The organism is Pseudomonas sp. WS 5027 (assembly GCF_012985695.1).
Taxonomy (GTDB): Bacteria; Pseudomonadota; Gammaproteobacteria; order Pseudomonadales; family Pseudomonadaceae; genus Aquipseudomonas; species Aquipseudomonas hygromyciniae.
Genome location: NZ_JAAQWU010000009.1, coordinates 54673 through 68948, shown reverse-complemented (window position 1 = coordinate 68948; position 14276 = coordinate 54673). Strand labels below are relative to the sequence as shown.

Here is a 14276-nt window from a genome sequence, read left to right as displayed (position 1 = left end):
GGTCATCCTCAGTCCTGCAATGGGGTCTGGCGTTCGACAGGGTCGATCAGCACGGCTTTTTTCTGGCGTACCAGCAAGTCGAGAATCTCTTCCTGGCGCTCACCAAGAACGCCGGAGAAGCTGATGCCACTGGATTTGGTCGGCGCGAGCATCGACACGCGGTACAGCTCGATGCTCAACGGCGAGTCAATGGACAGCGGTCCGCTGCCATTGGCCGCCAGCTCGCCACCGACCACGATCAGCGAGACCTTGGTGTCGAACGGGTCGAGCTCGATGTCGCGGTCGGTGTCGGTCAGGTCCTTGATATGGCCGTAGACGCCGGTCAGGCCGTTGGCCATGGCGAGGTTCTCGTACAAGCGGATATTCACGCTGTTACGGATCCGAATGCCGTGGCGACGGTTGCTGATCACCTTGTTGCCCCACAGCAGGTTGTCGCCGCTCTCATAGAGGGTGATGCCGTCGGTGTGGTTGCGGTAGATCTCGTTGTCGGCGATCAGGTTGTTCACGCTGTTACGGTCGATCACCAGGCCCGACAGCTTGTTGTCGTAGCTGCGGTTGTTGAAGATGAAGCTGTCGTTGACCTCACGGGAAATGATGATGCCGTGCTTTTTCTTGGTGCCATACACCGTGTTGCCGGCAATGATCAGGCCGTGGGAACGGTCATGGGGGTCGATGCCGTAGACGATGTTGTCTTTGTAGGTGCTGCCCTTGATCACAAAACCGGTGGTCTCGTAGCAGTAGAAGCCGTACCACATGTCCGAGAACTCGGAATCGACGATCCAGCCGGTAGGTTCCGGGCGCTTGAGGACCTTGGCCATGTTCGGCGTGTACTGGGAAATACTCACGCCGTAGGACTTACTGTTGGCGTAGCCGAAGCTGGCCATCTTGCTGTTGACGATGTAAGTCTGGGTGCCGCCCCAGGCCAGCAGGAACGGGCGGAATTCCTTGGGCGAGCGGAAGGTCGCCGGGCCGTTGGTTTTCTCGCGCCAGCCGGTGATCTTGGTGTCGCGCACAAACAGCTGGCCGTCGTTGACCAGGAACGAACCGGCTTCCTGGGACAGGCGCAATTCCTGGGTCTGGTTATCGATTTCGAGGATGCCTTTTTCGCCGACCACAATCGGCAGCCTGGCCAGGAATACCCCGGGCGAGGTTTCGCTCAGGTATTGCTTGGGCACCTTGTTGAGCAGGTCCTTGAGGTTCATGTAGCCGTCGTCGATAAAGATCGCCTGGGGGATGCCGTGCTGGCGCACCACCCATTCGGCCATCTTGTTGTCGCCGCCGATAAAGTCCTTGAGGGCGTTTTCCTGCATCATCCGGCGCACGCTGACCTTGCCGGCCTTGCTGCGCACGATTTTCTTCGCCACCGCTTGTGCGGTGTAGCCCGAGAGGTCCGGTAGCTCAGGCTTGGCCATTTCCAGCGGCGCGGTGGGCGGGCTGGTGATGGTGTAGGTCTTGGCCTGTTGCAGTTCTTTGGCGATGGTGGGCGCCTTGACCTGCGGCTCGACATTGGCAAAGGCCGGGGCGCACGCCAGCAGCATTGCCGCAGCGAGGAGGGCCGAGCCTTTGAGGGCGTGAGGATTCATTGCGCAGGCTCCCATCAGAAACGCCAGATCACATCGACAAAGGCGCGGTGCATGTACGAGTCGACTTGCTTGCCATAGGCGTCGCCGGGTTTGAACACGCCGCCACGAAAGCGCACCAGGGCCGACGGTTCGTCGATCGACTGGCTCAGGGCCGCGGGCAGCAGGCCTTTCTTGAAGTACTTGGTGACCACCAGGTCCATCTCCTGGCCAAGGTCTTTGTTGCCGTCTTGCAGCGGCAGGGATGCGCTGGGCAGTACGGCGCCGGTGACGTCGTCGTAGTTGTTCTGCAGCGCATCGATGCCATTGCTGCCCACCGGCTTGTTGCCGTCCACGCGCCAGAACTTGTGGTAGACCAGGCTGGCGTCGTAGTCGTCGCGCAACTGCCAGGAACCGAACAGGCTCATGGACTGCATGTTGTTCATCTCGCCGCGAAACGCCTCGCCAAAACGATGCACCCGCGATTGTGTGCCGGTGAAATTCGAGCGGTTGCTTTGCAGGCCGTTCTGTTCGTAATCGGCGCTGGCGCGGGCATAGGCCGCACCTACTTGCCACTGCGGGTCGAGGCGCAGGCGTACGCCGAGGTCGGTGGCCCAGCCATCCACATCGGTGTTGCGCTTGGCGCTGGCCGGGCGGCTGCCGTCGTTGTTCAGGGCGTTGACGTTGCTGCGCTCGCCCTGCATGCCGGTGACGCTGGCCCAGTAGTTGACGGTGTTGGTGTTGCGCCAGTTATAGGCGTCGCTGTTGGCCTCGATACCGAGCCAGGTCAGGTCGCCATTCTGGCGCTTGTCCAGGGAGTCGGCGGCCACACCCGGTTGCGGGTAGTCGAGCTTGCCGTCGTCATGGGTGTGATGCCCGCGCAGGCCGACCCAATGGCCGGGAGTCCACTGGTAGGCCGCATCGGCATAGAAGTGCTGGCGGTCCTTGTCTTCGGGAGACAGTTCCTTGAGGTCGGTGCGGTACTCGCTGAAGCGTTCGGCAGCGCCCACATTGGCCTTGAGCAGGGTGGTGTCGAAGGTCCAGTTCAGCGCTTCGATATTGGTGTCGCGCCATTGCCCGTCGTCGTTGCGCAGGCGCTGGCGACCCAGCTTGAGGATCTCGCCAGGGTAGGGCGTGAAACCGCTGTAGCCGACCCAGAACTCGCGCAGGGCCAGGTAGTTCTTCTTGGTCTTGCGGTCGTTGTTGCTCGACTGCTCGGTGGTGTCGCCATCGGACTGTTGCAGGGTGTCGGTCTCGATGATGTCGCTGGAGGCCACCGCCTGGCCCATGGCGTAGGCGCTCCAGGCGCCGCGTTCACCGTAGATCCACGGGCGTACATCCAGGCCGATGCCGTTGACGTCGCCGCCTTTTTGCGTGCCGAGGTCGCGGTCATCTTCGGACTGGCCGGTGACTTTCACTTCCAGGCCGAAGTTCTTGTCTTCGGTCAGCGCGGCCAGGGTCGGGCACGACCACAGCAGGGCGAAGGTCAGGCCAATACCGGCCTTGACGAATGGATTGAGTTTCATAGGGATTCCTCGCCGTCTTCTTCTTGCAGGGCGTGCAGTTGCAGCGTGCTTTGGCTCAAGGCGCCACGGGCGGCCAGTTCTTGTTGCAGCAGGCGCTGGGCTTCGGCGCGCTGGGCCGGCGGCAGTTGTTGTTCCAGTTGCGCGGCCAGTTCATTGGCCTGCGGGGTGTCCTGGATCTTTGCCAGTTGGCTGAACACATAGGCGTTCAGTGGGTCGGGCCGGGTGCCCTTGCCTTGGGAAAATAATTGGGCGATAGCGAAGTCGGCGCTGTTCTGGCCGTTGCGCGCGGCGGTCAGCAAGTGGTCCAGAGCCTTTTGCGAGTAGACCTGGCCCAGGTAGCCACGGCGGTAGATCTGACCGAGGTAGTAATCGGCAGCCACTTCCTGGCCCTGGGCGTTCTGGAAGTGCGCTTCGGCGGCCTTGGCATCGGCCGGTACCCACTTGCCTTCGTAGTACAGCTTGCCCAGCAACAGCTCGGCGCGGGGCTGGTCGGCGGCGCGGCCGTTGTCCAGATACTTCATCATCTGCTCGACGTCGCCCAGTTCAGGGAAGTCGTAGAGCAACTGCGCGAGGCTGACCCAGGACGCCGGGTAGCCGGGGGCGATTTTTTCCAGCAGGGCCTGGGCGGTTTTTTCGTCAGTCTTGCCCAGTGAGGCATCGCCCAGCACACGAGCCACACTGTCGACCCGCTGGGCGGTGACGGTGCCACGGCTGTAGCCGGCTTCCATCTGCTTGAGCAGTTCGGCCTGTTGCTCCGGTTGCTCGCGTTTCTGGTAGACGGTGGCCAGTTCGACGTAGCAGATATCGGTGCTGCTGAGCGCGGCCTTGCAGATTTTTTCGACGTCATCCAGATGCTGGTCGTAAGTGCCCTGGGTGCGATACAGCAGCACCTGCGCCAGGCCCGCTTCGGGGTAGCCGGCAGTGCGCCAGGTATCGATCTGCTGCTGCGCGTTGACGCTGGGGAAATCGTGGGGGTATTGCAGGTACAGCATCGCCAGCGGGATCAGGGTGTTGCCCTCGCCATTGGCAAAGGCTTTTTTCAACAGGCTTTCGGCTTCATGGTGTTCGGCTTCGGTGGCACCGGGCTTGGCTACCAGCAGGCGGCCGAGACGGGCCTGGGCACGTGATGATGTATCCGCTGCAGCACGGTAGGTGGCCTCGGCCTGCTTGATCTGCGCCGGGTCGCGGCTGCCGACCTGAATGTCGGCCATGCCTACTTGGGCTTCGCTGTAGCCCAGGTCAGCCAGTTGCTGGTAGTTCTGCGCAGCGGTGGCGGTGTCGCCACGCTTGAGGGCCTCATTGGCCAGGCGCTGGTCGGGCAGGCCGGCGCAACCGGCCAGTGTGACGGCAAGGGTTAATGTGCACAGCGTTCCAATGTGGGAGCGGCGGTTCGACGCTTCGACTTGCTCGCGAAGAGGCCCTGTCAGTTGATGCATGTGTTGGCTGACACACTGCTTTCGCGAGCAAGCCCGCTCCCACAGGTATTTTGGTGTTTTTGAGAGAGTCATCACAGGCATGTCCTCGCTTACAAACCAGCAGCCATGGCTTTATCGATCAGCCAGTTCAGGGACGGGCCACGGTCGCTGGTCACTTCCACCGGGCGGCCGGCGTAGGCGCTGTCCAGCGGGGCATCGGGCTTGATCTGCACGCGGATATCCGAGGACAGGTCGGCGCTGTTGAGGCTGGTGCTGCTGACGATGGTGCCGGTGCGGGTTTGTTCTTCGTCGGCGACCTGGAAGCGCACTGGGGTGCCTGGGCGCACATCGCCAAACTGGCGATAGGAGAAACGCGCTTCGACGTTGGCCTGGCTGCCGCGCGGCACCAACTGGAAGATCACATCACCCTTGCTCGCATATTGACCGTCGGCCACCAACTGCTGGGCGACGATGCAGTCGCAAGGCGAGGTCAGGGTGCCGGTCATTTGCTTGCCGAACAGCTCTTCGACCTTGGCCGGTTGCAGTTGGTCTTCGTCCAGATGGCCTTTGAGCACATCAAGCATGCTGGTGCTGAAGGTCGCCAGTGGCGCGCCTTTGGCGGCCACGCCGTTGTCCTTGATCAGGCTTTGCACGGTACCGTCGCGGGGCATCGTGACGTTCATCCCCGGCACGCTGACCAGGCCGGCCTGGGCATGGCTGACGAAGTACATGCCGTACACCGACTTGAACACAAACCCGAAGGCCGCCAGGCCCACCAGGAAGATCGCCAGGCTGAAGGTCACGGCGCGCAGGCGGCCAAAGGCGCTCATGCCGCTGCCGCTGTCCTTGACCTTGCGCGCCTTGGTGAAGTTGTCGCGCTGCAGGGTCGCCAGTACGTCGCCCATGGTCACGATATCGCCGGACAGGTGCGAGGTGATCAGGTGACGCAATGTGGAAATATCCTGGGCATCCAGGTTCTGGAACTGGCAGCCGGTGCGGCCGGTCTGGCGGTCGTGGGAGCGGATCAACAGCTCCACGTCCATCGCCAGGCCGAGGTTGTCGATGACAAACTGCAGGCGCGCTTTATGCACATCACCGACCTTCAGCGGTTGCTGGGCGGCATTGAAGGCCAGGCCGCCGGCGGAGAGGTCGATGACCCGCACTTCCATGGGCGTGCGGTCGGCACCGAAGAAGCGCAGCTTGGCCGGGATTTTCACCCGGGCATGTTGGCGCTGGGCTTCGGATTCGTGGACAACGTTGGCGTTTACTTGACTGTTCATCAGGGCATTTCCTTAAGTTAATTCAGGCTTGGCAGGGTCAGACCATCATCAGCAACACGGCGACGAAAATGCTGCCGGCGGAGAAGGTCATGGTCCGAGACGACCAGGTGTTGAACCAACGTTGAAAGCTGGCCAAATCGCGGGTCAGTTTGGTGTCCTGGCGGGTCCAGGACTGTTGATCAAGGCGGAAGAACACGTAGATCTTCACCAGCGCGCCCATGATCTGGTTGTAATAGAGAATCGCCGGGTAGGCGGGGCCGATCCTGTGGCCGGAGCACGACAGCAACAGGGTCAGGATCAGGCGCGTGATGCCAATCCACAAAAGGTAAGCGAGGATGAACGCGCCGCCGTACTTGAAGGTGGCGATGATCGCCACGGTCAGGCCCAGCAGCGAGGTCCACATCGACACACGCTGGTCGAACAGCACCACGCTGGTGAACAGGCCCAACCGCTGCATACCCAAGCCCAGGGCCCGGGAGTTCTGGCGCAGGTTGTTGCCGTACCAGCGGAACATCAGCTTGCGGCTGGCCTTGATAAAGCTCTTTTCCGGTGGGTGCTCCACGGTATTGATCGCCGCATCGGGCACGTAGAAGGTGTCGTAGCCCAGGCGCATCAGGCTGAACCAGCTGGACTTGTCATCCCCGGTGAGGAACTTGAAGCGGCCCAGGCGCCAGTGCTGCAGCGAGTCGCTTTCCACGTCGGCGATAAAGCCGGGGTCGGTGACTACGCTGGCACGGAACACCGACATGCGCCCGGTCATGGTCAGCACGCGCTTGGACAGGGCCATGGAGCACATGTTGATGTGGCGCTGGGCGAAGCGCAGTTTGTGCCACTCGCTCATGATGTAGCCGCCGCGCACTTCGCAGAACTCGTTGGTGGTCAGGCCGCCGACATTGCCGAACAGCTGGAACCACGGCACGGTCTTGCGTACCACGCCTTCGCCGAGCACGGTGTCGCCGTCGATTACCGCAACCACGGCGCGGTCGTCCGGCAGGTGGCGGGAGATCGCCCGAAAGCCGAAGGCCAGGCCATCGCGCTTGCCGGTGCCGGCGATACGCACGAAGTCGAGCTTGACGTGATCCGGTGGGTTCATCTTTTCCCAGAGGCTCTTGACCAGCAGCTCATCGGACATTTCCACCAGGGAGCAGACGACGGTGGTAGGGAAGCCGCACTCAATGGCCTCGCGAATCACCGAGCTGTAGACCTGGGCGGTGGTCAGGGCGTCGATGCGAAAGCTGGTGACCATCAGGAACACATGGGAGGGGTCCGCCGCCTTGCCCAGCTTGCGCACTTTGCGCCGCAGGTGCGGGTAGACCACGTACAGGAACAGCATGCCGCGAAAGAAATGCGTCGCACCCATGGAGTAGCGCCAGATACCCACGGCGCCAATCAGGAAAATAAAATTCTTCGACTCGGAGTCGAACGTACTCGCCGGTAGCAGCAGGGCGAGTCCCATCAGCAGGCTCAGGAAGAACAGCCAGCCGGCGGATTGGAGCAGTACGTGTTTTAACTTGGACATAAGCGTCATCCGAAGGTGAAGAAGGCTTCAAGCTGCAAGCGCTGGGGATCAGGACACTTGCAGCTTGAAACTTGCCGTTGCTGTTACCAGCAAATGCCTTCGGTACGGCCATTGACGCTGGTGGCCTGGGACATGAAGCCCACCAGGTCGATCACTTGCTTGCCGTGCGGGGCGTTCTGCGCCAGGGCGCGGAATTTCTCGTCGCGGTTGCCGAGGATGATCACGTCGCTGTTGTTGATCACATCGTCGAAGTCCGAGTTGAGCAGGGACGACACGTGGGGGATCTTGCCTTCGATGTAGTCCTTGTTCGCCCCGTGCACACGGGCGTATTCGACGTTGCTGTCGTAGATGCTCAGGTCGAAGCCCTTGCCGATCAGCATTTCCGCCAGCTCCACCAGTGGGCTTTCGCGCAGGTCATCGGTGCCGGCCTTGAAGCTCAGGCCCAGCAGGGCGACCTTGCGCTTGTCGTGGCTGGAGACGATGTCGAAGGCGTTCTGCACCTGGGATTCGTTGCTGCGCATCAGCGAGTTGAGCAGCGGCGCCTCCACATCCAGGGAGCTGGCGCGGTAGGTCAGGGCGCGCACGTCCTTGGGCAGGCACGAACCGCCGAAGGCAAAGCCTGGGCGCATGTAGTACTGGGACAGGTTGAGGGTCTTGTCCTGGCAGACCACGTCCATCACTTCGCGACCATCGACGCCCACGGCCTTGGCGATGTTGCCGATCTCGTTGGCGAAGGTGACTTTGGTGGCGTGCCACACGTTGCAGGTGTACTTGATCATCTCGGCAACAGCGATGTCCTTGCGGATGATCGGGGCGTCGAGTTCTTCGTACAGCGACTGCAGGACGTCGCCCGAGGCTTTGTCCAATTCACCGATCACGGTCATCGGGGGCTGGTCGTAGTCGGCGATGGCGGTGGATTCGCGCAGGAACTCCGGGTTGACCGCGACACCGAAGTCGACGCCGGCTTTTTTGCCGGAGCAGTCTTCGAGGATCGGGATTACCACGTTGGCCACGGTGCCGGGCAGCACGGTGCTGCGCACCACGATGGTGTGGCGAGTGGTCTTGTCACGCAGGACAAAACCGATTTCGCGGCACACTGCTTCGATGTAGTTGAGTTCCAGGTCGCCGTTTTTCTTGCTGGGCGTACCGACGCAAATCATCGACAGGTCGGTATCGCGGATGGCGTCGGCGAAGTTGGTGGTACCGCGCAACCGGCCGCTGGCAATGCCCTGGCTCAACAGTTCGCCCAGGCCCGGTTCAACGATGGGGGATTTGCCCGCGTTGATCAGGTCGATCTTATCCTTGGAAATGTCTACACCGACCACTTCATGGCCCCGTGCAGACAGGCAACCGGCACAGACTGCGCCCACGTAACCCAAACCAAATATGCTGATGCGCATCGCATTTACCTCTATCTTTATCACGCCATTAGATGGCCGGAGTTCATGTTTTCAAGCGTCACTCATGCACTAGGTAATACCGTGAATAGACACGGTAATCTCATGTGCAGGCATGTTAAAAGTCGAGTGACTAACTAATGCACTCAAGTTGTGCGCAACTTGGCCTTATTGTTGGGGCTTGCCCTGAAATGCAGCCAGCCTTCGCTGAGAAGGATCTGGCGTCAGTGCCGCAAAGCCTTGATATGGACGTTTAGCCCTTAACTATCAGTGCCTTGGGTTGTGTCACTGACCCATTTAGGTAGGCTTTAGCCTTGGCCTTGTAGGAGATGGTCATGCAACCTGATCGCCCGCCCTCAACTAAACAGTTGGTAATTAGACCGAGGAGTCAAAGTTGTATGTGACAACTTTGCTACTTCCGTTGGTCGCTGTGTAAGTCATATCGCACAAGAACAGAGATAATCGTTACCGGTGGTATGAGCGGCACTTTTTGGCATAGTTCCTGGCCGCTCATCCTGTTTCTCGAAATTTCTTGAAATATTAGGAAAGATGGCACTAGTACTATATTGATAGCACTTGCAGATTTGGCGAGTAGATATAGGGAGTTGGAGCGGGGATATAGTTTTATGCCACTACTGTTTTAAAAAAGTGGTGCCACTACGAAAAAAATTGACGAATGTCGAGTGAAAGAAACGTTATGAATTCTGAAGAAATATTATTGACGCCAAAATAATGACGATTCTACTGAAGGGATGTAGGGCAAATGTGGGAGCGGGCTTGCTCGCGAAAGCGGTGTATCAGTCACCGGATAGATTGACTGAAGCACCGCTTTCGCGAGCAAGCCCGCTCCCACATTTTAAGCCGGGTGCAGCCTCAATCCGGTGCGTGATCGCGCAAAAACACCAGGTTATCCGGCTTGGACTGCTCGGCATTGAAGCGATAACCCTGCACATCGAACTGCTTGAGCTGGGCCGGGTCGTTGATGCGTTCTTCGATCACGAAGCGGCTCATCATGCCTCGGGCCTTCTTGGCGTAGAAGCTGATGATCTTGTACTGGCCGTTCTTCAAGTCCTTGAACTCGGTGTTGATGATCCGCGCATTGAGCGCCGGGCGCTTGACCGCCGAGAAGTACTCGTTGGAGGCCAGGTTCAGCAGCACGTCATCGCCTTGCTCGGCCAGGGCTTCATTGAGCCACTCGCTGATGCGTGTGCCCCAGAAGGCGTACAGGTCCTTGCCACGGGCATTGGCCAGCTTGGTGCCCATCTCCAGGCGGTACGGCATCATCAGGTCCAGCGGGCGCAGCAGGCCGTACAGGCCGGAGAGCATGCGCAGGTGGTCCTGGGCGTAGGCGAAGTCGGCGTCGTTGAAGGTCTGGGCATTGAGGCCGGTGTAAACGTCGCCCTTGAAGGCCAGCAGCGCCTGCTTGGCATTGGCTGGGGTGAAGGCTGGGGTCCAACTGCCGAAACGTGCGGCGTTGAGGCCGCCGATCTTGTCGGAAACATGCATCAGCTCACTGATCTGCGCCGGGCTCAGCTCGCGCAGCTGCTCGATCAATTCCTGGGAATGGTCCAGGTATTGCGGCTGGGTAAAGCGCTGAGTCGCAGGCGCAGTCTCGAAATCGAGGGTTTTGGCTGGGGAAATCACCATCAGCATGAAGTTGGCTCCTGTAATCGTCGGGGGATTCTAGGGGGTTGGGGAGTTGGACTCCACCTATCACGCCAATAGCGACGCTTTTTTGTAGGAGCGAGCTTGCTCGCAAAAAGCGCCGGGGCACCGCGTGCATGCCGGATGCCAGTGTTATCGTTGACGTTCTTCGCGAGCAAGCTCGCTCCTACAGAGGGGACCCGTTGTGCGAATTGCGCTTTTATTGTGCGCCTGGCTGACGTGCCTGGGCGCTCAGGCAGCCAGTGTGGATGTCGCGAGCCTGGACCGCGGCACCTGGCCGGAAAAACTCAGCAGCCCGGCGCTGTTTGATGTGGCGTCACGCGCCGAAATCCTCATGTTTGCCAACACGCTGCTGGCCAGCGAGGCCCTGGATGAACCGGCTCTCAAGCAGCGCCTGGGGCTGAAGATCATCAACCAGGGCGCCATCGACGACCTGCGTCGCCAGCTCTGGCAACGGTTGCTGGAGAACTACGGATTTGCCCAGCAAAGCTGCGAACAGGACGCCTCGTTCTGCTACCTGGTGGACAACATGGACGACCTGCGCGAGCAGGCCGGCAAATTCGAGGTGGGCGAGCAGTCCTTCTATATAGGCTGGGCCGGGCCCAGCCGCGCGTTTCACCAACGCTACCTGGATGAGCTGCTACGCAAGGCCGCCTTGTTCCCGCAAATCAGCAGCGAAGTGGCGCGTTTTGGGGATTTCGAGCGCAATGGCGATGAGCTCAATGATCGCCTGTTTCTATTGACCTTTGATGGCGGCCCGGCGCCGCTTAATGGTCAAACCGATTGGCTGGCCGATTACCTGCGCAAGCAGAAAATGACGGCGACCTTCTTTGCCCTGGGCAACAGCCTGCAAACCCGCCTGGAAAAGACCTCGGCCGCCGATGTGCAGGCGTTGTACCAAGGCCAGTGCGTGGGCATCCAGGGCTGGCAGTACCGCTCCCACAGCCATTGGCTCGACTGGCAAAGCTCCATCACCCGCAGCGCCTCCTTGACCCAGAACCTGCTGCCGGAAAACTACGTGCCGCTGTTCCGCCCGCCCTATGGCCAGCGTCGCGCCGACAGTCAGGGCTTCTTCCAGGCCCAGGGCCTGCAAGTGGCGCTGTGGGATATCGACTCTCAGGATGAACCCGGCCTGCTCAAGGCCGACGAGTCGGCCCAGCGGGTGCTGACGCTGATGTTGTTGTGGCGCAAGGGGGTGATTGTATTCCACGACACCCAGGACAAGGCGCGGGTGGCATTGCCCCTGTTGCTACAGGCAACGGCGCAAAGCGGGCTGGGTTGGCAGGATTGCCGGGAGGCGTTTCGCTGAAAAGCGCAAATGCCCGGCCCTGTTGGGGATGAGGGGTTTTTGGGGCGATTTGCTGCGACATTTCGATGCAGGCGGACTTCCGACTTTAGCGGTGTGAGTGGCGCCCCGCCAGTGCTATTCGTCATCCTGAAAAATAAACTTCAAAAAAGCGTCAAAGTGCTTTTTCCTGTCATGGGTTTTGCGGTATTACGAAGACAGATCGCCGAAACCTGCACCACAGGTGGCGTCTTCCCAGACTCCTCAGGTGGGCAATGCACTTGACGTCCCTCAGGTGTATTCGGTGGTCGAATCGAGGCGCAGCACTGTTGTGGTATTGCGTCGACTGGCTCCCACAAAGGTGACCGAGTATGGATGATCATGGACGTACCCCTTCTTCCGACCAGCCAATCCTTTATGTGCTTGATACCAATGTTTTGATCCACGATCCAAACGCGTTGCTCAATTTCGAAGAACACCACGTCGCCATCCCGATGATCGTGCTCGAGGAGCTCGATAAACTCAAAAGTGGGCACCACAGCGTCGCCGCCGAATGCCGCCAGGCGATCCGCCTGATCGACAAGACCCTGGGTGAAGCCTCGCCCGAGGACGTTGAAGTCGGCGTACCGATCCAGCGTGGCAAGAGCGGGCCCAAGGGCTTGCTGTCGATCCTGATGAGCAAGCGCAGCGAACCCAACAGCCTGCTGCCGGAAAACCTCAACGACAACAAGATCATCAACCAATTGATCGACCTGCATGCGCGCGACAAGGACCTGCGCCTGGTGCTGGTGACCAAAGACATCAATATGCGCCTCAAGGCACGAGCGTGTGGGATCGCTGCCGAGGACTACAGTACCGACCAACTGGTCGATGACGTGTCGATGCTGTCCCGTGGTTATCACACCATGACCGGCTCGTTCTGGGACCGCGTCAGCAAGGTCGAGACCCGCCAGGACCATGGCCGCACCTGGCACCAGGTACAGCTGACCGACAACCTGCCGGCGGTGCATATCAACGAATTCATCATCGACGAACAGGGTTTTGTGGGCTGGATCAAAGAGATCCAGGTCGACAAGCTGCTGATCCTCGACCTGCATCAGGAACCCCTGTTGCACCAGGAAGCCTGGGGCCTGAAACCGCGTGATATCTACCAGAGCCTGGCGCTGTACGCGCTGCTCGACCCGGACATCCACCTGGTCAACCTGACGGGGGCTGCCGGCTCGGGGAAAACCATCCTCGCCCTGGCGGCTGCCATCGAGCAGACCATGGTCACCAAGCGCTATCGCCGCATCATTGCCACCCGCAGCGTGCAGGGCCTGGACCAGGAAATCGGCTTTTTGCCCGGCACCGAAGCAGAAAAAATGGAGCCGTGGCTGGGGGCGATCACCGACAACCTCGAAGCCCTGCATATGGATGACGAAAACACCCATGGCAGCGTCGACTACATCCTCAGCAAAGTGCCGTTGCAGTTCAAATCCCTCAACTACATTCGAGGTCGCAGCTTCCAGCAGAGCCTGATTTTGATCGATGAATGCCAGAACCTTACGCCGCACCAGATGAAAACCATCATCACCCGTGCCGGTGCCGGTTCCAAAGTGGTGTGCCTGGGCAACCTGGCACAGATCGACACCCCTTACCTGTCCGCGACCAGCTCCGGGCTGACCTACCTGACGGAACGCTTCAAGGACTTCCCGAACGGCGTGCATATTGCGCTGCAAGGGGTACCACGCTCGATTCTGGCCGAATATGCCGAATCCCACCTGTAACCGCGTTCAGTGTGGGAGCGGGCTTGCCCGCGATAGTGGTGGTTCAGTCGATGATAGGTTGATTGACACAGCGCTATCGCAGGCAAGCCAGCCCCCACATTTTGGTCGGCGTTGGGTTTACAATCGGGGCTTCTGATCAGGAGTATCCCCGTGCTGACTCATCTCGATTCCCAGGGCCGTGCCCATATGGTCGACGTCACCGAAAAAAGCGTGACGTTCCGTGAAGCCGTGGCCGAAGCGCGGGTGCGCATGCTGCCCCAGACCCTGCAAATGATCGTCGACGGCGCCCACCCCAAGGGCGACGTGTTCGCCGTGGCCCGTATCGCCGGGATCCAGGCGGCGAAAAAGACCAGTGATCTGATCCCTCTGTGCCATCCGCTGATGCTGACCGGGGTCAAGGTTGAGCTGGCCGCCGAAGGGGAAAATACCGTGCATATCGTCGCCCGCTGCAAGCTGTCCGGGCAGACCGGTGTGGAGATGGAAGCGCTGACGGCGGCCAGTGTCGCCGCGCTGACCATCTACGACATGTGCAAGGCGGTGGACCGTGGCATGACCATCGAAAACATTCGCCTGCTGGAAAAACTCGGTGGCAAGAGCGGGCATTTCAAGGCGGACCAGGCATGAGCATCAACGTACTGTTTTTTGCACGCTACAGCGAAGCGGTGGGCCTCGATTCCCTGGAGGTGGAAGGCGACTTCGCCACAGTCGATGCGGTGCGTCAGGCGTTGGCCGCTGACCCGGGCTTCGAGGTGCTTAACGAGACCAGCCTGATGTGCGCGCGCAACCAGGAGTTGTGTGGCCTCGACGAGCCTTTGCAGGCCGGCGACGAAGTGGCGTTTTTCCCACCCGTGACCGGAGGCTGAC

General features: G+C 60.2%; 11 protein-coding genes. 4 read left to right on the top strand and 7 right to left on the bottom strand.

Features of this window, described 5'->3' with window-relative positions; genetic code table 11:
- Positions 1-8: 8 nt before the first annotated feature.
- The 7 genes from algG to yaaA all read right to left on the bottom strand — a co-directional run bounded on the left by algG (position 9) and on the right by yaaA (position 10349).
- Complete coding sequence (gene algG / locus HBO09_RS13140) at positions 9-1598, bottom strand: mannuronan 5-epimerase AlgG (protein ID WP_169994524.1); 1590 nt, start codon at positions 1596-1598, stop codon at positions 9-11.
- Positions 1598-3085, bottom strand: coding sequence for an alginate export family protein (locus HBO09_RS13135; RefSeq protein ID WP_169994522.1), 1488 nt, complete (start codon positions 3083-3085; stop codon positions 1598-1600). Before HBO09_RS13135 ends, algG begins: the two co-directional genes overlap by 1 nt.
- On the bottom strand, positions 3082-4602 hold the full coding sequence (algK, locus tag HBO09_RS13130) for an alginate biosynthesis TPR repeat lipoprotein AlgK (protein ID WP_169994520.1): 1521 nt from the start codon (positions 4600-4602) through the stop codon (positions 3082-3084). The genes HBO09_RS13135 and algK overlap by 4 nt, the downstream gene beginning before the upstream one ends.
- A gap of 8 nt (positions 4603-4610) precedes the next feature.
- Complete coding sequence (locus tag HBO09_RS13125) at positions 4611-5780, bottom strand: alginate biosynthesis protein Alg44 (RefSeq protein ID WP_169994518.1); 1170 nt, start codon at positions 5778-5780, stop codon at positions 4611-4613.
- Between the two features lie 37 nt (positions 5781-5817).
- Positions 5818-7299, bottom strand: a complete 1482-nt coding sequence (alg8, locus tag HBO09_RS13120) for a mannuronan synthase (protein ID WP_178120295.1) — start codon at positions 7297-7299, stop codon at positions 5818-5820.
- Between the two features lie 83 nt (positions 7300-7382).
- A complete protein-coding gene (locus tag HBO09_RS13115) occupies positions 7383-8699 on the bottom strand; it encodes a nucleotide sugar dehydrogenase (RefSeq protein ID WP_169994514.1) in 1317 nt (438 codons plus the stop codon).
- An 870-nt stretch (positions 8700-9569) separates the two neighbouring features.
- Positions 9570-10349, bottom strand: a complete 780-nt coding sequence (yaaA, locus tag HBO09_RS13110) for a peroxide stress protein YaaA (RefSeq protein WP_159908762.1) — start codon at positions 10347-10349, stop codon at positions 9570-9572.
- A gap of 196 nt (positions 10350-10545) precedes the next feature.
- Between yaaA and HBO09_RS13105 the strand changes: the two genes are divergently transcribed.
- The 4 genes from HBO09_RS13105 to moaD all read left to right on the top strand — a co-directional run bounded on the left by HBO09_RS13105 (position 10546) and on the right by moaD (position 14275).
- Positions 10546-11670, top strand: coding sequence for a polysaccharide deacetylase family protein (locus tag HBO09_RS13105; protein ID WP_169994511.1), 1125 nt, complete (start codon positions 10546-10548; stop codon positions 11668-11670).
- 347 nt (positions 11671-12017) lie between these two features.
- The gene (locus HBO09_RS13100) at positions 12018-13412 is read left to right on the top strand and encodes a PhoH family protein (protein ID WP_029297919.1); all 1395 of its coding nucleotides are present in this window, start codon (positions 12018-12020) and stop codon (positions 13410-13412) included.
- 150 nt (positions 13413-13562) lie between these two features.
- The gene (gene moaC / locus HBO09_RS13095) at positions 13563-14036 is read left to right on the top strand and encodes a cyclic pyranopterin monophosphate synthase MoaC (RefSeq protein WP_169994509.1); all 474 of its coding nucleotides are present in this window, start codon (positions 13563-13565) and stop codon (positions 14034-14036) included.
- The gene (gene moaD / locus HBO09_RS13090) at positions 14033-14275 is read left to right on the top strand and encodes a molybdopterin converting factor subunit 1 (RefSeq protein WP_169994507.1); all 243 of its coding nucleotides are present in this window, start codon (positions 14033-14035) and stop codon (positions 14273-14275) included. The genes moaC and moaD overlap by 4 nt, the downstream gene beginning before the upstream one ends.
- The last annotated feature ends 1 nt before the right edge of the window (position 14276 follow it).